Below are 20,968 nucleotides of genomic sequence, written 5' to 3'. Positions count from 1 at the left end.
GGGGGCGTCCGCTGCGGTTGCACCCGTTGCCGGTTATTCGCCGACTTTGCCACCAGCCTTGGTGCAAGCGTCTGCACTGGCCATAGCCTTGAAGCCCTGACCTTTGCACGAACCTTGACCTTTGCAAGCGTGGTCCTTGGTTTTGCAATCGTTCTGGCCTTTGCAAGCGTTGATGCCGTAGCAGTGCACAGCGGTGTCAGCGGCTTGAGCCTGAGTGACAACACCAGCAAACATGGTAGCGGCGGCCATTGCGAGGGCGGCACCAGCAGCAGCGGATTTAAAGTTCATTTTTGTATTCCTCATGATCGGTAGTGGAATCGGTCTGAACGGATTGTTCAGTCTCGACATACCACTAGAGTGAGGTCCATCACTGGCGTTACAGCTGTGTGCAAATATTTCTGAAAATTATTCATCCAGCTTCAAAAGCGGCTCCTGGAAGCGTAGCAAACGCCCGGCATTACCCAATACCAGCAGGGTGCTGAGGTTATGCAACACCGCCGCGATCATTGCGCCTGCTGCGCCCAGCCAGCCAAAAGCAGCAAACACCACGATGGCCAGCGTCCAGCCCAGGCCGATGATCACGTTGACCTGCAACGTATGTCGGCACTGGCGGCTCAAGCGCACACAGGTGCCAAGGCGACGCAGATCGCTGCCGATCAACACCACGTCCGCCGATGCCAGGGCGATGTCCGCCCCGCCGGCGCCCATGGCGACACCGACCACACCCGCCTTGAGCGCCAGGGAATCGTTAATGCCATCACCGACGACCATCGGCCGGAAACCGCTGCCAATTTCCCCCAGCACGCGGTTGAGCTTGTCCTCCGGCAAAGCCTGCGCTTCGACGTCGCTGATACCTACGTCGAGCGCCAGGCTGTCGGCCACGCTCTGGCGGTCGCCGGTCAGCAGCAGTTGGCGGCCCAGGCCGAGGTCGCGCAGCTCTTGCAGCGCTTGGCGTGCTTCCGGCTTGACGCTGTCCGCCAGCAACAGCCAGGCCAGGAACTGCCCGTTCAAGGCCAGCCCGGCAATCGGGCCGTCATGGTTCGGGACTGTCGTCGTGACAATACCCAACTGCTCGAACAACTCCGGTCGCCCCAGCGCCGCCTCGCCCTGCCCGGTTTGCGCCACGACGCCAAGCCCCTGGCGTTCGTGAATATCCGTCAGCACCAGCATTTGCTCTTGCGTGGCCAAACCGGCCAGCGCACGGCTGACCGGGTGACTGCTGGCCGAACCCAGGCTGGCGGCAAGATTCAACAACACTTGCCGATCCGGCGCTGTGGTTTCAATGGACTGCAAACGCAGCGTGCCGAAGGTCAGCGTGCCGGTCTTGTCGACCACCAACGAGGTCAGGTCCGCCAACTCCTCCAGAAACGCCGAGCTGCGAATCAAAATCCCATGGCGCGCCGCCACCGCAATCCCGGCAATCGCTGTGGCCGGCGCCGACAACACCAGGGCACACGGGCACGCCGCCACCAACACCGCCAACATTGCCTGAGCGTCATTGGTGACAAACCAGGTCACCGCCGCCAGCAGCAATACCAGCACCATATAGCTGCCGGCGTAACGCTCCAGCAGCCGCGTGATCGGTGGCTTGGAGCGTTCAGCGTTTTGCATCAGGGCGATGACCTTGCCCAAGGTCGATTCATCGCCGGTGCGGGTCACCTGCAAGCGCAGCAACCCATCCAGGTTGATCGCACCGCCAAACACCTGCACACCGACGCTCGCTTCCAGCGGCACCGACTCACCGGTGATAGGCGCCGTGTCCAGGCTCGCCTGGCCCGACAGCACCACGCCGTCGGCGGGCACGCGATCACCGGCGCGCACTTCGACAATGTCGCCGGTGTTCAGCGTGCCGTTATCCACTTCAATAATGCTGCCATCGGCCTGCACCAACCGCGCATGGCTGCGGGTCAGTTTGCCCAGGGCGTGAATCGCTTCCTGAGAGCCGATCACGCTGCGCTCTTCCAGCACATGGCCGAAGATCATGATGATCGGCAACAACGCGGCGGTCAGCAGATCACCGGTGGCCCAGGCACCCAGCATCGCCAGGGCGATCAATTGGTCGGTGATGCCATGCAGGCTGGGGTAACGCAGGCTGTACCAGGCCGAGCGCATCACCGGCACGGCCACCAGCAAGGACGCCACGCCGAGGAGTAATTGGCTGACACCGGTCTGGTCCGGCGCGAGCCAGCGCCAGACCAGGCCGAGCACAAGTAAACCCAGAGCCAGCATGGCCAGGGTCAATTGCCGGGCAGCGCTGCGCTGCTCGGCGGAGGTCAACATGGGTGCGCTCATTGCTCGGCTCCCTGAATGATCAAGCGGGAGTCGTCTTTAGGGTCGACGGTGGTCACAGAACCTGCCTGGCCCAGAATCTTCGGCAAGCGCTCGCGATAAAGACGCAGCAACAAGCCAGGGTCTTTGACTTGAGCCAGGCTGGCGACGGTCGCGGTTTGCGCCTGGGCGTTGGCCAAGCGTTCACTGGCCTGGGCGTGGGCAACCTGCACCAGCCGATCGGCTTCCTGGTTGGCGGTCTGGGTGAGCTTTTCCGCTTCGGTGCGCGCATTGGCCACGGCTTTGTCGGCCTGCTGGCTGGCCGTCAGCACGGCGTTAAAAGCATTGACGGCCGGGCCTGGCAGACTTGATTGCACGTCGACGCGAGTGACTTCGATGCCCAAGCCCAACCCCGTCGAAGCCAGCTCCGCCAGGCGTTTATTGATGCCTTGCACAAGATCACCGCGCAGCCGCTCACGGCGCTCGGCGGCGCCGTTGTCGGTGCCGATCAGTTCAGGGCGCGCCACCAGAATCGTGTCCAGGTCGCGCGCGGCGGTCAGGGCCACCGCGCTGCGCGTCACCAGCCGATCCAGGGCCGGCAGCACATGCTCGCCCTGCAACACAAACGCGTAAGGCTCGGTGACCTTATAAAACACCCGCACATCCAACTGCACCACGCCGGCATCGCCCGTCAGCAAATAACCGGAGCCAGCCAGCGCGTCACTCAAGGGCGTGGCAAAACTGGCCACGCGGTCGGCCTGGATCGCCGCCTCGGAGCGCAACAAGTTCTCCACTCGCCGCTCGATCACACGGTCCGCCGCCGGCAACAGCACCACTTGCTCGAAGGGCTGCGGCCACGCAAGCAAAAGCCCGGCGTTCTGGATGCGGTCAAGCGCGCCGAAGTGCAACACCACGGCGCGGTTCTGCGGGTCGATCTGGCGCACATTCGAAAACGCCCAGGCCAACGCCGCCAATACCGTCACCGCGTACAACGCCAGGAAGGTCAGACGCCCGGCCTGGATCCACGGGCTGTCCGGGCCGTCACGCTCGGTCATGGCTGAACGTCCTTAGGCCCGTCTACCAGTGCACGGAACGGCGCAGCATCGGTGCGCAGGATGATCTTGGTGCCCGGCGTGACCACCGTGCCCAAGGTATCGAGCGAACGCAGCAGGTTGTACAGCTGCGGGTTGCCTGCATAGGCACGCCCGTAAATCTGCGCTGCCTCAACCCGCGACTGGGCTTCGATATCAGCGGCCTTCACCGTGGCATCGGCCTGCACGATGCGCGCATCACGCTCGGCAGCGGAGCGAATCTGCGCCGCTTCACGCTTGCCCACGGCGGTGCGTTCAGTGGCGATGGTTTCGCGCTCGGCACGCATGCGGTCGACGGTGGCGGTCAGGGTGACGGAAGGCAACGTCAGGCGCTCGACACCCACTTGCGCCACGCGCACGCCATAGGTAGTGAGCAATTGTTGATCAATCTGTTGGCGCAGCTGTGCTTCAAAATCAGCAATGCGCACCTGGCTGGCGTCGGTGTTGATCAGGCTGGACAGGTCGAAGCTGGCAGCGGTGGTTTCCAGCGCCGAGCCGACGAAGGTGCGAATCTGCCGCGCCGCTTCATCAGGCTGGTTCTGCACCGCACGCATAAAGCGCTGCACATTGTCGGCATCGCCTTGCACCTGCCACGCCACGTAGGCCTGCACGATGATGCGCAGGCCATCGCGGGTGCCCACATCCTGCAAACCGCTGGAGGTGGTGCGCAGGCGCAAGTCCACCGGGATCGCCGCTTCGAACGGCGCCGGCCAGCGCCAGCCCAGGCCCGGCTCCAGCAGTACCCGCGCCGGGTTGCCGAAGCGGGTAATCACCGTGGCTTCACCGGAGCGCACCTGCACCAGGCTCGCCGCAGCAACGGCAAACAACACCAGCAATACCGCCCAGGCCATGCGCCGCCATGGGAATGGGCCAGCAGCCTGTTCGTCGCCATGATGGTGATGGTGGTGGCCATGATGATGGTGATGACCGTGATCGTGAGAATGAGCGCTCAACAGACAGACTCCTTATTGAACGGCTTTACGCGGCGCCATCGGGTCGGCCGGCAAAGTAAAAGAACGCAGATCGATCGTCGGCGCGCCATCGGCGCCCAGGCGGTGATCCAGAATAAGCAGCTTGGCGTGGGCCAGGCCTTGGCTGAGTTGGCCCAGGTACTGTTCCAGCACAAAGGCACGACCCGCAGTGGCGTAGGCTTTTTGTTCGGCGGTAAAACGCAGGTCGGCCGCCTGGGCACCCGCGTTCACTTCACGGGCAGTGGCCACCGCCTGATCGCGAGCAGTGCTGGCTTGCAACAACGCCTGGTTGGTTTGCTCGCTGGCAGCCCCGCGTTCGCGGGAGATCAGCGCCTGGGCGCCAATTTGTGCCGCCTGCACACCGTGATAAGCGTTGGCAGCACCGGCTGGTGGGTGAATCGCTTCTACGACCGTGGCCAAAATCTCCACGCCGCTGTCGAGCTTTTGCAGGTCTGCCTGCACGGCGCGACCCACTTCATCGGCGAGGCTGGTGCGTTGCTCACCGAGCAATTCGTCGAGGGTACGCGAAGCAAAGTCATGCACAAGGATGCGGCTGGCGGTGCTGCGAATCAGCGTCGGTATATCCGCGCTGTTATAGGTGGCGGCCAGCGCGGCCTTGTCCGTCAGGCCGATGCGGTAGACGAAACGCACATCCATATTGACGATCTGGAAGCTCTGCTTGTCGCCGCTGCTGCTGGCGATCACTTGGGACTTGTCATTCACATGGCTGGCGTCCCACAAACGATTGGCGATGAGCGGCGCCGGGCCTTCCGCCGAGGCCAACTCCGGTGCGGCGGCCTCGCTGACGCTGGTCGCCAGTTCATGCACCACGCCGTTTTCCACGCTCAGCACGCGCCCCAATGGCCAAGGCAACCCGGCATGCAAGCCTGGCCCGAAGACTTCCACGGGTTTGCCGAAGCGCTCATAAATCCCACGGCCTTGCAGGGGCACTTCGTGCACGCCGGTCAGCGCCCAGCCTACCGCCAGCACCACCAGCAGCACCGGCAAAAACGCCCGACGCATGTAGGTAAACGCCCAGATCTGACGCAGATCGATGCCAAAGCGGTTGTGCAATTCGTGCTGCAACGCCAGCAAAGGTTGTGGTGGCCAACGCAGCAGGCCCGCGATAAAGCTTTGCGCCATCAAGCGCGGTTCGAGGCGCGGCTGGCGCGGGCTGAACAGTGACAGCACGCCCCTTAGCAGAAACTCCAGCGCCACCAGCGCGGGCAACAGCCCCGTCAACACAGCCAGACGCAGCGGCCACACGGATTCGGCACCGGCAAACAGCAGGCAGATCGCACTAACCACCAGGCTGATAATCGCCACGCGGCTCAACTGCGCCAGCTGTGACGCTTCCGGCCATTGCGCGGCGGTTTCCTGGGCCAAGCGGCGCTCGAACACCAGCAAGCCAAAGGCCAACGCCAGGGCCACCGCCGCGCCGATGCTCGCCGATTGCCCCACCGCCGCGGCGGGCAAGGCCAGGTTCCAGAATTCGATGATGCTGATCAGCGCCAGCAACGACCAGCCGCACAGCCACAGCACCGGCGCGCCGATCTGTGCCAGCACGCCGCTGCCAAACCGATTGATCGCCCGTACAAGCGCGCCAACCTCTTCGTCGGGAGCTTCGATCAGTTCAGCCGTGGGCGTTTCCAGCGCCTGGGCGCGCCAATCCGCCACCCACCACGCCGACTGCAACCCGGCCACCAGCACCAGCAAGGCCGACGCGCAATTGATCAACACCACCGGCCAGATCGACAGCGGCGCAAACAGTGCCACGAACAGCGCCAGCACCCAACCGGCCAAGGCCAGGGCCGTCAGGCTGATGCCCGCCTGGCGCAATCGGCGGGCATGGAACAACCCTTGTTGAAAACGCGGAAGGCCTTCAACCGAAGCGCCGTCAGCTTCCAGATCCACTTGCATCCACTTAACGTCCGCTACACACAATTGGTTACGATATAACACGGAGCGTGAAATTTTTGTCCGAAAACAGCGCAAATCCCCGGTGGGAGCGGGCTTGCTCTCGATAAAGGTCTGCCAGTTTTTAATGGTTGGAATGATGTACCGCCATCGCAGCATAGGTATCTACACAACTTTGAAGGCCGCCACTTTCTCCTGTGGCGAGCAGGCTTGTCGAATCGTCGCACCGCCTGCGTTGGGCTGCGAAGCAGCCCCAGTGAAGGCACTGCAATTTTCCTGAAAGTACTCAGTGTCTGGGTTTGGGGCCGCTTCGCAGCCCAACGCAGGGCAAGCCTGCTCGCCACAACGGCTCACCTGCCACAGATTTCGTGTCAACCGGCTGTGTAGATACCTATGCCCATCGCAGGTAAGCCAGCTCCCACATTTATTCTGTGGTGCTCTCTGGAAAGTGATTAAACCCCCAGAAACACAAGCCATCACTGGTGCAGGCACAGATTAATCGGCACACTCCAAAACAGTTTTTCGCGGGCCCATGGACAAGGAAGCGTCATGATTTCGATCTACCAGCTAAAACCGCGTTTTCAGAACCTGCTGCGCCCTCTTGTGCAGCGTCTCTACGACAATGGCACCACCGCCAACCAGATTACCGTGCTGGCCGGCGTCGTTTCCTTGCTGGTCGGCCTGCTGATCGCCAGCTTTGCCCAACACCTCTGGCTGTTTGCGCTGATCCCGCTGTGGATGATCCTGCGCATGGCCCTCAATGCCATCGACGGCATGCTCGCGCGCGACTTCGGCCAGCAATCACGCCTGGGCGCCTACCTCAATGAACTGTGTGACGTGATCGCCGACAGCGCCTTGATCCTGCCCTTTGCGCTGATTCCGGGCGTGAGCCTGGCGCCGGTGCTGCTGGTGGCGTTGCTCGCCGTGTTCAGCGAATACGCCGGTGTACTGGGGCCGATGGTGGGTGCCTCACGGCGCTATGACGGGCCGATGGGCAAAAGTGATCGTGCGTTCGTGCTCGGTGTGCTCGCCACTGGCGTGGCGTTGGGCTGGCTCGGCGCGGGCTGGGTCGATGCGGTGATGTGGCTGGTCGCTGCCCTGCTCGCCTACACCTTGGTCAACCGGGTGCGTCAGGGCCTCAAAGAACAACAAGAAACCTCTCCGATTGCATAAGGATTTTTGCGATGCGCGAACAGCAAGAGCACACCTTCAGTACCCATGATGACGTCGAGCTTTTTTATCGGCACTGGCCGGCCACTGCGCCTGCGGGCGACGAGCCGCGCAAGGCGATCCTGCTGTTCCATCGCGGCCATGAGCATTCGGGCCGTATTGCCCACCTGGTCGATGAACTCGACCTGCCGCAATTCGATTTCTTTGCCTGGGACGCCCGTGGCCACGGCCAATCGCCGGGCGCCCGCGGTGACAGCCCAAGCTTCGCCACCAGCGCCCGCGACGTGCAGACCTTCTGCGAACACATCGGCGCCACTTACGGCATAGAAGAACAAAACTTCGCCGTTATCGCCCAAAGCGTCGGCGCGGTGATCGCGGCCACTTGGGTACACGACTACGCGCCAAAAATCCGCGCACTGGTGCTCGCCTCCCCGGCGTTCAAGGTCAAGCTGTACGTGCCCTTTGCCCGGCCTGGGCTGGCGTTGATGCGCAAGTTTCGCGGCAACTTTTTCGTCAACAGCTACGTCAAGGCCAAGTTCCTCAGCCATGACCCTGAGCGCGTCGCGTCCTACGACAGCGACCCGCTGATCACCAAAGCGATTTCGGTGAATGTGCTGCTCGGTTTGTACGAAGCCGCCGACCGGGTAGTCGCCGATGCCCAGGCGATCCAGGTGCCGACGCAATTGCTCATCTCCGGCTCCGACTTCGTGGTGCACCGCAAACCCCAGCAGCAATTTTTCGACCGGCTTGGCAGCCTGAAAAAAGAGCTGCACATCCTGCCCGGTTTTTTCCACGACACCCTCGGCGAGCGCGACCGCGCCACGGCCGTAAGCAGCGCTCGACGTTTTATCCTGCAGAACTTCGCCCATCCGCTGGACCGCGCGGCCCTGCTCGACGCCGACAAACTCGGCGCCACGTGCGCCGAATCCGAAGCCCTCGCCGCGCCGCTGCCGCGTAATTCCCTGCGCGACCTGTACTGGCGCATCACCCGCGCCAGCATGGGCCTGGGCAAGAACCTGTCGGACGGGGTGAAACTGGGTTTCGACACCGGCTTCGACTCCGGCAGCACCCTGGACTACGTGTACCGCAACACGCCCACCGGCAAGGGCGGCTTGGGGCGGATGATCGACACCAACTACCTCAACTCCATCGGCTGGCGCGGCATTCGCCAGCGCAAGCTGAACGTCGAGGAACTGCTACGGCTGGCCATGGCCAGGTTGCGCGATGAACATCGCGAGGTGCGCATCGTCGATATCGCCGCCGGCCACGGGCGCTACATTCTTGAAGCCTTGCAAGGCGTTTCGCCGCTGCCGGAATCAATCCTGTTGCGCGACTACAGCGACATCAACGTGCGTGACGGCGGCGCGCTGATTCGTGAAAAAGGTTTGGGGGATATCGCGCAGTTCGTCAAAGGCGATGCATTTGATAGAGCTGACTTGGCGTCACTGGCGCCCAAGCCGACCCTGGCAGTGGTGTCCGGCCTGTATGAGCTGTTTGCCGATAACGGCATGGTCGGCGGTTCGCTGGCCGGTCTTGCCGAAGCGGTGGAGCCCGGCGGGTACCTGGTCTATACCGGCCAGCCGTGGCACCCGCAACTGGAATTGATCGCCCGCGCGTTGACCAGCCATCGCCAGGGCCAGGCCTGGGTAATGCGCCGTCGCAGCCAGGCAGAGATGGATCAATTGGTCGAGGCGGCGGGCTTTCGCAAAATCACCCAGCGTGTGGATGAGTGGGGCATTTTCACCGTGTCCCTGGCACAGAAGATCTGAGCATGCGCGAACCCGGTTTATTAAAACCCGCAGTCCTGTGGCTACTGCTGTTGGCGCCGCTGTTTTTCAGCACCTACGGCTTTGCCACCTGGGTCACCAGCCAGCGCAGCGATGTGGGCACGCTGGTGTTCGGCTGGGAAACCCATATGCCGTTCTGGGCCTGGACCATCGTGCCCTACTGGTCCATTGACCTGCTGTACGGGTTTTCACTGCTACTGCCCAATACTCGCCATGAGCTGAAACAACACGCGTTGCGCCTGCTCAGTGCGCAGGTCATTGCCGTGAGCTGCTTTTTGATCTGGCCGCTGCGTTTCACCTTTGAACGGCCGGAGCTGGATGGCGTATTCGGCTGGCTGTTTGCAGTGCTGGCCGGGTTCGACAAACCCTTTAACCAGGCGCCGTCGCTGCATATCGCGCTGCTGGTGATTTTGTGGGTCATGTATCAGCGCCACACCCAAGGGTTTTGGCGTTGGCTGGTGCATGGCTGGTTTGCGTTGATCGGTATTTCGGTGCTGACCACTTATCAACATCACTTTATCGACTTACCCACAGGCGCCCTGGCCGGTTGGTTGTGTGTGTGGCTGTGGCCGGTGGAACATCCAAGCCCGCTGTTGAATGCACGGCTGACGCGGGACACAAAACGATGGCGACTGGGCATGCGCTACGGCCTCGGCGCTTTAGTGCTGGTAATCCTGGCCTTGGTGCTGCGCGGCGGGTGGTTGTGGCTGCTTTGGCCAGCGGTTTCCTTGGGTTTGATCAAGGCGAACTACTTTGTACTCGGCGCGTCGGGCTTCCAGAAGCGCAAAGACGGCCGGCTCACTCCTGCCGCGCGCTGGCTGTATGCACCGTATTTGGCGGCCGCGTGGATAAATTCCAGGCTGTGGACACGTAAACATCCACAGCCTGACCAAATTGTGGATAACGTCTGGCTTGGTCGAATTCCCGCCAACGGCGAGCAAGGTTCCTTCAAGGCTATCGTCGATCTGTGCGCCGAATTGCCGATTAATCCACAGGGCCGCGCCTATGAATGCGTGCCCGTGCTGGACCTGATTGCCCCGTCTCCCGCCGAGTGCCAGCAAGCCGCCGAAGCCATTGAACGCCTGCGTTCAAACGGCCCGTTGCTGGTGTGCTGCGCCCTCGGCTACTCGCGCAGCGCCACCGCCGTCGCCGCGTGGCTGCTGCACAGCGGACGCGCCGCAACGGTCGACGAGGCACTGGCTATTATTCGTACAGCACGGGCCGAAGTGGTCCTGCATCCTGCTCACCGTAAAGCGTTGGAGGGTTTGCCCCATGCCCGCTGATATGGAACTTCAGGTCGTTGCCAGCCTGCTGCGCCGTGGCCGTTCGCTGGATCAGTTATCCACAGGCCTGACCGTGGCTGGCGTGTTATTTGGCCTCGCACAGTTGCTGTTGGCCAGCGTTTCGACCCTGTGCCTGCTGCTCAGCCTGTGGATGATTATTCTTGGCTTGCTGCAAAAGTACTGGGCCTTGCGCGTGGCCTTCGACGCCGACCTGTTCGCCCTGCTGGCCCGCGACACCGAGCGCACGGCCGATCTCGACCAAGCCTTGCAGACCCTCGGCCTGCAATCGCCCAAACGCGCCGGCCGGCCCTGGATCGAACGTCGTCGCGGCGCGCTCAAACTGCTGCGTAAACAAGCCTGGTTGCTGGGCGCGCAAGCGCTGCTGACCCTGGCCGTCATCCTCGCCAGCCCTTGGCTACCTTTCGCCGGATAAGGAATTCCCATGTTCGAACCCGTGGTCGCCACCCTGATTACCTCGATGGCCCGCACCGTCACCGGCGCCCGCAGCCTGTGGCTGGGCTGCGCACCGGTGCCGGTGCAGCGCATCTACTTCGCCAACCACAGCAGCCACGGTGATTTCGTCTTGTTATGGGCGTCATTACCGCAGAACCTGCGCAAATTCACGCGCCCGGTGGCCGGCAGTGATTACTGGAACCAAAGCGCACTGCGCCGCTACATCATCAACCGCGTGTTCAACGGCGTGTTGATCGACCGCGAGCGCAAAGACCCTGTGGATAACCCCTTGCAGCCGATGTTGGCCGCGCTGGAAGGCGGCGATTCCTTGATCATCTTTCCCGAAGGCACGCGCAACCTGGAGGACGGTTTGCTGCCGTTCAAAAGTGGCCTGTATCACCTGGCAAAAAGTTACCCACAGGCCGAATTGATTCCGGTGTGGATCGCCAACCTCAACCGGGTCATGCCCAAGGGCCGCGTACTGCCGCTGCCGTTGCTGTGCACCACCAGTTTTGGCGCGCCGCTGCAATTGGAAGACGGTGAAGACAAAACCGCCTTCCTCGCCCGCACCCGCGACGCCCTGCTTGCCCTCGCCCCGGAGCATGTCTGACATGGATAGCCAAACCCTGATGCTGTTCGGCGGAATCGGCGCGATCCTGGTGCTCGCCTCGCTGATCGGCCTGATCCTCAAACTGCGCACCCGTGGCACACCGAATGCGGTGGTCGACAACCTTAACGCCCGCATCAATGCCTGGTGGGTGATGGTGGTGGTGATCGGTATCGCCTTCTGGCTCGGCACCGGCGCGGTGATCCTGCTGTTCTACGCGGTGTCGTTCTACGCCCTGCGCGAATTTCTCACCCTCACGCCCACCCGCCGCAGCGATTACCCAGCGCTGGTGGCGGCGTTCTATCTGGCGCTGCCGCTGCAATACCTGCTGATCTACGCCGACTGGTACGGGCTGTTCTCGATCTTTATCCCCGTGTACGTGTTCCTGCTGCTGCCGATCCTCGCCTCACTGGGCGGCGACAGCACGCACTTTCTGGAGCGTGCGTCGAAGGTGCAATGGGGCCTGATGATCGCGGTGTTCTGCGTGTCGTTCGTGCCCGCCCTGCTGACGCTCGACATTCCCGGCTACGAAGGCCGCAACCTGTTGCTGATCGCTTACCTGGTGATCGTGGTGCAGCTGTCGGACGTGCTGCAGTACGTGTGCGGCAAGCTGTTCGGCAAACACAAGATCGCGCCCAACCTGTCGCCGTCCAAAACCGTGGAAGGCTTTGTCGGCGGGATTCTGCTGTCGTCCCTGATCGGCGCGGCGCTGTGGTGGACCACGCCGTTCAACCCGTGGCAGTCATTCCTGATCGCGCTGCTGATCAACCTGCTGGGCTTCGCCGGCGGCATCGTGATGTCGGCGATCAAGCGCGACCGGGGCGTGAAGGATTGGGGGCACATGATCGAAGGCCACGGCGGGATGCTGGACCGCCTGGATTCGGTGTGCTTTGCCGCGCCGATTTTCTTCCACCTTGTGCGCTACTGGTGGACCTGAGGAACACGCTCTCTTAAGCCCAACACAGATCAATTGTGGGAGCTGGCTTGCCTGCGATAGCGGAGTGTCAGCCAGCATCACTTTTTGGTGTGCCACCGCCATCGCAGGCAAGCCAGCTCCCACAGGGTTTTGTGGTGTATTGGGAGGCCCCCGCTCAATCCGAAACCTTGCTTCGCGGCCAACCTTTCGATCGGTTTTGCGGTACGCCTCACCTTTGTGCAACACACCTGAGCACGCTGACCACTTCACGTCATCTTTTGTATCAAAGACGCGTGTAAGATAGGCCGCACTTTGCCAGGGATGCTCACCATGTTCGATTCGTTGAAAGCGATCAGCCGCCGAATTCTCGGTGCTTTACTGACTGTGGTGAGTGCCATCTTTGGCCAATGGCAGCCGCCCGCCTGGCTGCGAGCCACGGGCCGTGGCGTGGGGAACCTGGGCAGTAAAGCCCGCGCCTATCCGCGCCAGGCGGGTGCCGGGGTCTTGGGCCTGGTGCTGCTGGCCGCTGCTGGTTTCTACGGCTGGCACTGGTATTCGAATTTGCCGCAGCCCCACACCGTGGGTTATTCGCTGCATAAGCCGAACCTGACCGATTACACCCAGCAGCCTCCGGTTGTGGATAACTTGCAGGTGCGCTTTGCCGAGTCCGTGGCTCCGCTGGCGGCCATTGGCAAGCCGGTCACTGAAGGCATTACCCTTAAACCCGCTGTAGCCGGTGCCTGGCGTTGGTCTGACGACCGCACGTTATTGTTCGTGCCGGAAAAAGACTGGCCTGTGGATGCCCATTACACGCTCGACCTGGCCAAGAAACAGCTGCTGGCTGACGGCGTGCTGCTCAGCCAATACAGCAGCCAGTTCTCCACCCAACCGTTCCGCGCCACCCTGGCGCAAAACGAGCTGTACCAAGACCCGTCCAACCCCACACTGAAACAGCTGGTGGCGACCTTCCACTTTTCCCACCCGGTGGATGAAGACAACCTGCGCAAGCGCGTCTCGGTAACCCTCGGCAAAGGCCTGGCCTACCGCGACGCCCAGCTGCCCAACCGCCCGGAAATCACCTTCGACGACCTCAAGCTCAATGCTTACGTGCGCTCCGCCGCCCTGGCCACGCCACTGGAAAGCACGCCGGTCAGCGCCAAGCTCGATGAAGGCATCAAAGCCCGTGACGGCGGCAATGCCAGCAACGCGCCACTGGTGGCGGAAGTCACCGTGCCCGGCCGTTATCGCCTGACGTTTACCGGTGCCGAAGTCAGCTTTGTCGACAACGAGCGCGGCGAACCGGAACCGGTGTTGATGTTCAGCAGCTCCAGCGCCGTGGCCGATGACACCATCGCCGGTAAGGTCCAGGCCTGGCTGCTGCCGGCCAAGGCTGAAGACGACACGCGCCCTTACACCAGCAACGACATCGACGACGCGATGCTGGCGCGCAGCACCAAGGTCAGCCTGACCCACGTGCCCAGCGTCGAGCCGCTGAACACCCTGCATGCGTTCAAGTTCAAGGCTCCGGCCGGCCGCGCGCTGTATGTACGCGTGCCCGCCAACCTGGAAGCCATTGGCGGTTATCTGGCGAAAAACCCTACCGCTTCGCTGATCAGCATGCCGGCGTACCCACGCACCTTGCAGTTCCTGTCGGACGGCGCGCTGCTGAGCCTCAACGGCGAAAAACGCCTGGGTTTCATGGCCCGTGGCGTGCCCGGTGCCCATGTGGAAATCGCCCGCCTGCTGCCCAACCAGTTGCAGCATTTGGTCGACCAAAGCAGCGGCAGCTTCGCCCGGCCGAATTTCGGCAATGAATACTTCGACCGCATGGTTGAGCGTCAGTCGCTGGATATTGCGTTGTCGTCCAATGACCCGGCGAAAACCGTCTACGACAACGTCGACCTCAGCCACTACCTCACTGCCAATGGCGGCCGTCGCGGTATTTTCGTGCTCAAGCTGAGCCCGCAGGATGACCCGGCCGAGCGCACGTTCGAGTACGAACGCAACAGCACCAGCGACCTGCGTTTTATCGTGGTTACCGACCTTGGCATCATCGCCAAGCGCTCCAGCGACGGCAGCCACGATGTGTTTGTGCAGTCCATCGGCAACGGCTCGCCGGTCGCCGATGCACAAGTCGATATCATGGGTCGCAACGGTCTGCCGGTCGCCAGCGGCCGCACTGATGCCGAAGGCCACGCGCATTTCGCCAAGCTGGATGAACTGCGCCGTGAGAAAACGCCGCTGATGTATGTAGTCACGCGCGGCAATGACCAGTCGTTCCTGCCGATTGCCCGTCAGTCCCAGCAGTTGGACTTTTCACGCTTCGATGTAGGCGGTTTGGAAGAAGACGGCGCGATTAATCGCCTCAGCGCGTATATGTTCACCGACCGTGGCCTGTACCGCCCGGGCGAGACCGCGCACCTGGGCATGATCGTGCGCAGCGGCGACTGGAAAGGTGCCTTGCAAGGCCTGCCGGTTGAACTGCAAATCACCGACCCGCGCGGCCTGGAAGTGATTCGCCAGCCGCTCAAACTGTCCACCAGCGGCTTTGAAACCTTTGATTTCCCCAGCAGTGAAGTCGCTCCCGCCGGTGAGTACACCGCGACGTTGCAACTGATTGGCCAGAAAAATACCCGCACCGACCTGGGCAGTGTCAGCTTCAAGGTCCGCGACTTCGAGCCGGACCGCATGAAGGTCAGCCTGAGCCTGCACGACACGCCGGTGTTGGGCTGGATTCCACCGGACCAGGTGGTGGCCAAAGTCACCGCGATGCACTTGTTCGGCGCGCCGGCAGCCGGCCGACGCGTCACGGCGAAGATGTCCCTGAGCCCGACGCTCGCGGCCTTTGACCGTTACCCCGATTACCGCTTCCGCCTCAACGACGCCCTGGAAGAAGCCAGCACCGAAGACCTGGCTGAAACCACCGTCGACGACAACGGCCAGGCCGTACTCGACCTCAACCTGCAACGCTTTGCCAGCAGCACCTATCGCCTGCAGGTGATGACCCAGGTGTTCGAGGCCGAAGGTGGCCGCAACGTGGCGGCGCAAAGTGCGCTGCTGGTGTCGTCCGCGCCTTATCTGGTCGGTGTGAAAAGTCAGGACTCGCTGTCGTACGTCGCCAAGGACGCCCCGCGTCAGGTGCAATGGCTGGCCGTCGCGCCGGACCTCACGCCGATGGCAGTGGATGGCCTGACCAGTGAAGTGGTCGAACACCGTTACGTATCGGTACTGGTGAAACAGTCCAACGGCACCTACAAATACGAGTCGCGCATCAAGAACATCAGCCAGCCGGCCTCACCGCTGACGATGACCAAGGACGGCGCCAAGCAGACCCTGAACACCGGCACGCCGGGTGATTTCACCCTGCAGGTCAAAGACGCCAATGGCCGCCTGCTCAACCAGATCGACTACAGCGTGGCCGGGCGCGGCAACACCTCGCGCTCGCTGGAGCGCAACGCCGAGCTGCAACTGCGCCTGGATAAACGCAGCTATGCCACCGGTGATGAGATAGCGATCAGCATCCGCGCGCCTTACACCGGTGCCGGCTTGATCACCATCGAGCGTGACAAGGTTTACACCCAACAGTGGTTCAAGGCCGACAGCACCAACAGCGTGCAACATATCCGCGTGCCTGCCGGGCTTGAGGGCAATGCCTACGTCAACGTGCAGTTTGTGCGCGACATGGGTTCGCCTGAGGTCTATATGAGCCCGCTGTCCTACGGCGTGGTGCCGTTCAGCATCAACCTGGATGCACGGCGCATGGCGCTCAAGGTTGAAGGCCCGGAGAAGATCGAGCCGGGGCAGACCCTGGATATCAAGGTAACTGCCGACCGCCCAGGCCGCGCGGTGGTTTACGCGGTGGACGAAGGCATCCTGCAAGTGGCGCGTTACCAGACGCCCGACCCGTTGGGCTTCTTCTTCCAGAAACGCGCATTGGAGGTTGGCACCAGTCAGATCCTTGACCTGATCCTGCCGGAATTCAGCCGCCTGCTCAGTGGCGCAGCGCCCGGTGGTGACACCGAAGGCGCGCTGGCCAACCACCTCAACCCGTTCAAGCGTAAACACCAGCCGCCCGTGGCCTGGTGGTCCGGGTTGGTTGACCTGCCGGCCGGTGAAACCGTGCTGCATTACCAGGTGCCGGACAGCTTCAACGGCAAGCTGCACCTGTTTGCGGTGGCAGTGGACAGTGACAGCGTGGGCGTCAGCGAGGCCAATACCGAAGTGCGCGGGCCGATTGTGATCACGCCGAACGTGCCGGCCTTTGTGGCGCCGGGGGACGTGTTCAATGTGAGCGCCGGGGTGTTCAGTAACCTCGACGCGGCAGCGGACGTGAAGTTTGAAGTGCAGACCAGCGACGGGCTAAACGTGCAGGGCGACAAAGGCAGTACCCTGTCGCTGCAACCGCGCAAGGAAGGCACTGCCGAGTTCAAGATCAAGGTCGGTGAAACCCTCGGCTCCGCGGACCTGCGTTTTGTCGCGGTACTGCCGAACGGCAAACGTATCCAGGTCGCAGAAACCACGTCGATCCGCCCACTGAGCGAGCATCGCGTGGCCTTGAGCCTGGGCCGGTTCGACAGCGCCAGCAAAGAGCTGAAACCGACGCGTGAGCTGTTCAGCCAATTGCGCGATGTGCAACTGGGTGTGGCTGCCTCGCCGCTGGTATGGGCCAACGGCCTCAAGCATTACCTGGATGACTATGGCTACGCCTGCACCGAGCAATTGGTGTCCAAGGCCATGCCGGCGTTGATCTGGGGCGGTACCGCACCAGAAGCCGAACAAGCCTTCAGCGGCGCGGTGCGCATGCTGCGCCAGCGCCAGAACTCGGCCGGTGGCTTTGGTTTGTGGGCCGCCAACCCGGACGTGGCGCCGTATGCCAGCCTGTACGCCACCGACTTCCTGATCGAAGCCAAGGAACGCGGGCTGCCGGTGCCGGAAGACCTGCTGGCGCGCTCCAACGCCTACCTGACCGACTTGGCCAATGGCCCAAGCGAAGGTCTGTCGGAATTGCGCAACCGTGCCTACGCCAGTTACCTCTTGAGCCGTCAGGGAATTCTGGTGAGTGGCGCCTTGAGCGACATTCGCGAGCGCTACGAGAGCTACTTCAAAGATACCTGGCAAAACGACCTGGGCGCCGCTTACCTGGCGGCCAGTTACAAGCTGCTCAAGCAGGATCGTCAGGCCGATACCCTGTTCCGCAAAATCCCGTGGCGTTCGCTGGTGGATAAGTGGGACAGCGACGGCCTGTATTACGACCCGCTGGTACACGACGCCGAGCACTTGCACCTGCTGGCGCGCCACTTCCCCGAGTTGCTTGACGATGTACCGACGGCGCTGCTGGATAAACTCGGCAAGCGCCTGAACGAACAGCGTTACAACTCGCTGTCGGCCGCCCTGCTGCTGCGCGCCCTGGACAATTATGGCCAGCGCGCCCAGAGCGACATGACCCTCAAGGCGACCGCCTGGCTGGGCGACAAGCAACAGCAATTGCTGGAGATGGCCGGCCAGCCACCGCGCGCCGCCGTGCCGGGTAAAACGCAGAAGCTGGTGATGGAAAAAACCGACGGACCGGCCGCCTTCTACATGCTCAGCGAAGCCGGTTTCGACAAGGGCGCCAAGCTCAAGCCCATTAACAATGGCCTGGAGATCATCCACGAATACCTCGACCTCAAAGGCGAGCCAGTGAGCAAAGTCGCGGTGGGCGACGAGTTCCTGGTGCGCCTGCGCCTGCGCGCCACCGACCGCGACCAAGTGCAGCAAGTGGCCGTGGTCGATCTGCTGCCCGGTGGCGTCGAGCCTGTGTATAACTTGCCGCCGGAGCCGGAAGCGGCCGCCAGCAACGAAGAAAGTGAAAGTGAAGGCGACGATTCCGAGTACGTGGAAACCGCAGACGGTGACGAAGCCGATACCTGGCAGGCGCCGATCGGCGAAACCGAGCTGAGCAACTGGCAGCCGGACTACGTGGACGTGCGCGATGATCGGGTGGTGTTGTACGGCACCGCGCTGCGTGATGTAGGCACTTTCGTGTACCGCGTGCGCGCCACCAACGCAGGGACGTTCAATACGCCACCGGCCTACGCCGAAGGCATGTACGAAACCACCCTGCAAGGGCGCGGCAAAGTAGGCCAGCTTGAAATTACCAAGCCTTAAACGCCTGACGCCGCTGCTTGCAGCGGCGCTGCTCGTTACAGGCACGCTGGCGGGGCTGCGATGGTGGCCCCATGCCCCGCTGGAACAGGCCGTCACCTCGTCCCGCGTGGTGTTGGCCGATGACGGCTCGCTGCTGCGCATGACCTTGGCGCAGGACGGGCAATATCGCCTGTGGCTGCCGCTGGAGCGCATGTCGCCGTCACTGGTCGAGGCCTTGCTGCTAAAGGAAGACCGCAATTTCTATTGGCACCCGGGCATCAACCCCCCGGCGTTGCTGCGCGCGGCCATGGCCACCTACAGCGGCGGCCAGCGTCAGGGCGGCTCGACCTTGAGCATGCAGCTGGCGCGGCGGCTGTGGGACCTCAACACCCGCCAAGTGCCGGGCAAATTGCAGCAGATGGCCCTGGCGCTGTGGCTGGAAGCGCGCTACAGCAAGCACGATATCCTTGAGGCTTACCTGAACCTGGCGCCCATGGGTGGCAATATCGAGGGCGCCGAAGCGGCCAGCCGGATTTACTTTGGCAAGTCGGCGGCGCAGTTGTCGTTGTCCGAAGCCTTGGCGCTGGCGGTGATCCCGCAGCAACCGGGGCGACGCGCGCGCTTCGGGCCGTCGCTGCAACATGCGCGGCTGCGCTTGATGGCCGACTGGCGCGAAACTTATCCACAGGACCCGCGTAACGACAGTTTGCTCGACTTGCCTCTGGAGGCGCGCAACCGCCAGCAGATACCGTTTCTGGCACCGCACTTGAGCGAACAGCTGCTGGCGTCGCAACCCGGCAACGAACTCAACTCAACCCTCAACCTGCCTTTGCAGCAACTGCTCGAACGCTTGATCACAGGCTTTATTGCCGAGCGGCGCAGTACCGGTGTGGAAAACGCCACGGCCATCCTTGTGGACAGCCGCGACCAGAGCGTCAAGGCGCTGGTAGGTTCGGCGGATTACTTATCCACAGGCATCCACGGGCAGGTCAACGGCGTGTTGTCGCGGCGCTCGCCGGGGTCGACGCTCAAGCCGTTTCTGTATGGGTTGGCGCTGGATCAGGGGGTTATCCACCCCATGAGCATCCTCAAGGATTTACCCAGTAACTTCGGCTACTTCCAGCCGGAAAATTTCGACGGCAGTTTTGTCGGGCCACTGACAGCGCGGGATGCGTTGATCCGTAGTCGCAATATTCCGGCGGTGTGGCTCGCCAGCCAAGTGCAGTCGCCCTCGCTGTATGGCTTGCTGCAACGCGCCGGTATCAAAGGCTTGCGTGGGGAAAGCCACTACGGTTTGGCCCTGGCCTTGGGCGGCGGCGATATGACGCCGGAGGAACTGGCCCGCCTGTATGTGATGCTGGCAGGTGACGGGCATTTGCGGCCTTTGCGCTATTTGCAGGAACAGCCGCAAACCACCGGCGCGCAACTGCTCACGCCCCAAGCAGCCTTTATGGTGCGCGACATGCTGCGCCGCAACCCACGCCCGGATGGCCTGCCCGCCCGCCACTGGCGCACCGCGTGGAAAACCGGCACCTCATGGGGCTTTCACGATGCCTGGAGCGCGGGCCTGGTGGGGCCGTATGTGCTGGTGGTGTGGGTGGGTAATTTTGATGGGCGGCCGAACCCGACGTTTATCGGCGCCAAAACCGCCGCGCCGCTGTTCTTCCGTATCGCCGACGCCCTGCCGCTGGCCTTGCCCAACGTGGTGATCAAGCCCGACAAGCCGCCCGCCGGGCTGGTGCGCATCGACGTGTGCGCGGCCTCCGGCGAATTGCCCAACCGCTGGTGCCCGCAAACCCGCAAGACCTGGTACATCCCCGGCGTGTCGCCAATTCGCGTGTCCAACCTGCACCGCCCGGTACTGATCGATACCCGCACCGGCAAGGCCGCGTGCCCGCCGTTCGACCCGCAATACACCCGCGAAGAAGTCTTCGAATTCTGGCCCAGCGACGTGCAGCGCCTGTACCGCGCCGCCGGCCTGCCCCGGCGCACGCCGCCGAACGTGATGAAAAATTGCCAGCCCAACCGCATCAGCGACCAAAGCGAAGCGCCGCAAATTCGCTCGCCGCTGACCCAAGTGAGCTACCAGTTGCGCCTGTCCCAGCCGCAGGAAAGCATTCCGCTCAATGCCAACGCGGCCAGTGATGCGACCACGCTGTACTGGTTTGCCGACCAGACCCTGATCGGCCAAGGCCCGCCGCAAACCACCTTGAACTGGCGGCCGGGCAAGTCGGGCGAGTATCGGTTGCGGGTCAGTGATGATCAGGGCCGCAGTGCGAGCCGCGGGCTTAAAGTGGAGTTTGTGCCCTGATCACAGATCCCCTGTGGGAGCGGGCTTGCCCGCGATAGCGGTGGGTCAGCCAACATCACTGCTGGCTG

Annotated in this window: 13 protein-coding genes; 8 read left to right on the top strand and 5 right to left on the bottom strand. The window is 62.7% G+C overall.

Annotated elements, in window-relative coordinates:
- Nucleotides 1-33: 33 nt before the first annotated feature.
- The 5 genes from HX790_RS26530 to hflK (HX790_RS26510) form a co-directional block, all read right to left on the bottom strand.
- The gene (locus HX790_RS26530; protein ID WP_017135097.1) at nucleotides 34-288 is read right to left on the bottom strand and encodes a membrane protein; all 255 of its coding nucleotides are present in this window, start codon (nucleotides 286-288) and stop codon (nucleotides 34-36) included.
- Between the two features lie 117 nt (nucleotides 289-405).
- Nucleotides 406-2,292: a cation-translocating P-type ATPase gene (locus HX790_RS26525; protein ID WP_058421072.1), complete on the bottom strand. Its 1,887-nt coding sequence runs from the start codon at nucleotides 2,290-2,292 to the stop codon at nucleotides 406-408.
- Nucleotides 2,289-3,323, bottom strand: coding sequence for a protease modulator HflK (gene hflK / locus HX790_RS26520; RefSeq protein ID WP_017135099.1), 1,035 nt, complete (start codon nucleotides 3,321-3,323; stop codon nucleotides 2,289-2,291). Before hflK (HX790_RS26520) ends, HX790_RS26525 begins: the two co-directional genes overlap by 4 nt.
- Complete coding sequence (gene hflC / locus HX790_RS26515; RefSeq protein ID WP_170037021.1) at nucleotides 3,320-4,315, bottom strand: protease modulator HflC; 996 nt, start codon at nucleotides 4,313-4,315, stop codon at nucleotides 3,320-3,322. The genes hflK (HX790_RS26520) and hflC overlap by 4 nt, the downstream gene beginning before the upstream one ends.
- 9 nt (nucleotides 4,316-4,324) lie before the next feature.
- Entirely contained in the window at nucleotides 4,325-6,250 is a 1,926-nt protein-coding gene (gene hflK, locus HX790_RS26510; RefSeq protein WP_176992475.1) for a protease modulator HflK, read from the bottom strand.
- A 546-nt stretch (nucleotides 6,251-6,796) separates the two neighbouring features.
- Between hflK (HX790_RS26510) and HX790_RS26505 the strand changes: the two genes are divergently transcribed.
- The 8 genes from HX790_RS26505 to pbpC all read left to right on the top strand — a co-directional run bounded on the left by HX790_RS26505 (nucleotide 6,797) and on the right by pbpC (nucleotide 20,900).
- The gene (locus HX790_RS26505) at nucleotides 6,797-7,420 is read left to right on the top strand and encodes a CDP-alcohol phosphatidyltransferase family protein (RefSeq protein WP_138450386.1); all 624 of its coding nucleotides are present in this window, start codon (nucleotides 6,797-6,799) and stop codon (nucleotides 7,418-7,420) included.
- A gap of 11 nt (nucleotides 7,421-7,431) precedes the next feature.
- Nucleotides 7,432-9,186 (top strand): bifunctional alpha/beta hydrolase/class I SAM-dependent methyltransferase, encoded by a 1,755-nt coding sequence (locus HX790_RS26500; RefSeq protein WP_176992474.1) that lies wholly within the window; start codon nucleotides 7,432-7,434, stop codon nucleotides 9,184-9,186.
- A 2-nt stretch (nucleotides 9,187-9,188) separates the two neighbouring features.
- Entirely contained in the window at nucleotides 9,189-10,487 is a 1,299-nt protein-coding gene (locus HX790_RS26495) for a phosphatase PAP2/dual specificity phosphatase family protein (protein ID WP_138450382.1), read from the top strand.
- Complete coding sequence (locus HX790_RS26490) at nucleotides 10,477-10,920, top strand: hypothetical protein (protein WP_176992473.1); 444 nt, start codon at nucleotides 10,477-10,479, stop codon at nucleotides 10,918-10,920. The genes HX790_RS26495 and HX790_RS26490 overlap by 11 nt, the downstream gene beginning before the upstream one ends.
- Nucleotides 10,921-10,929: 9 nt before the next feature.
- A complete protein-coding gene (locus HX790_RS26485) occupies nucleotides 10,930-11,550 on the top strand; it encodes a 1-acyl-sn-glycerol-3-phosphate acyltransferase (RefSeq protein WP_017135106.1) in 621 nt (206 codons plus the stop codon).
- Between the two features lies 1 nt (nucleotide 11,551).
- Nucleotides 11,552-12,484, top strand: coding sequence for a phosphatidate cytidylyltransferase (locus tag HX790_RS26480; protein WP_017135107.1), 933 nt, complete (start codon nucleotides 11,552-11,554; stop codon nucleotides 12,482-12,484).
- A gap of 309 nt (nucleotides 12,485-12,793) precedes the next feature.
- The gene (locus HX790_RS26475) at nucleotides 12,794-18,610 is read left to right on the top strand and encodes an MG2 domain-containing protein (protein WP_176992472.1); all 5,817 of its coding nucleotides are present in this window, start codon (nucleotides 12,794-12,796) and stop codon (nucleotides 18,608-18,610) included.
- Nucleotides 18,591-20,900 (top strand): penicillin-binding protein 1C, encoded by a 2,310-nt coding sequence (gene pbpC / locus HX790_RS26470; RefSeq protein ID WP_176992471.1) that lies wholly within the window; start codon nucleotides 18,591-18,593, stop codon nucleotides 20,898-20,900. The genes HX790_RS26475 and pbpC overlap by 20 nt, the downstream gene beginning before the upstream one ends.
- Nucleotides 20,901-20,968: the final 68 nt, after the last annotated feature.

This window comes from Pseudomonas sp. IPO3747 (assembly GCF_013385245.1).
Taxonomy (GTDB): Bacteria; Pseudomonadota; Gammaproteobacteria; order Pseudomonadales; family Pseudomonadaceae; genus Aquipseudomonas; species Aquipseudomonas edaphica.
The sequence above is the reverse complement of the archived record's forward strand: the minus strand, read 5'-3'. Positions and strand labels throughout refer to the sequence as shown.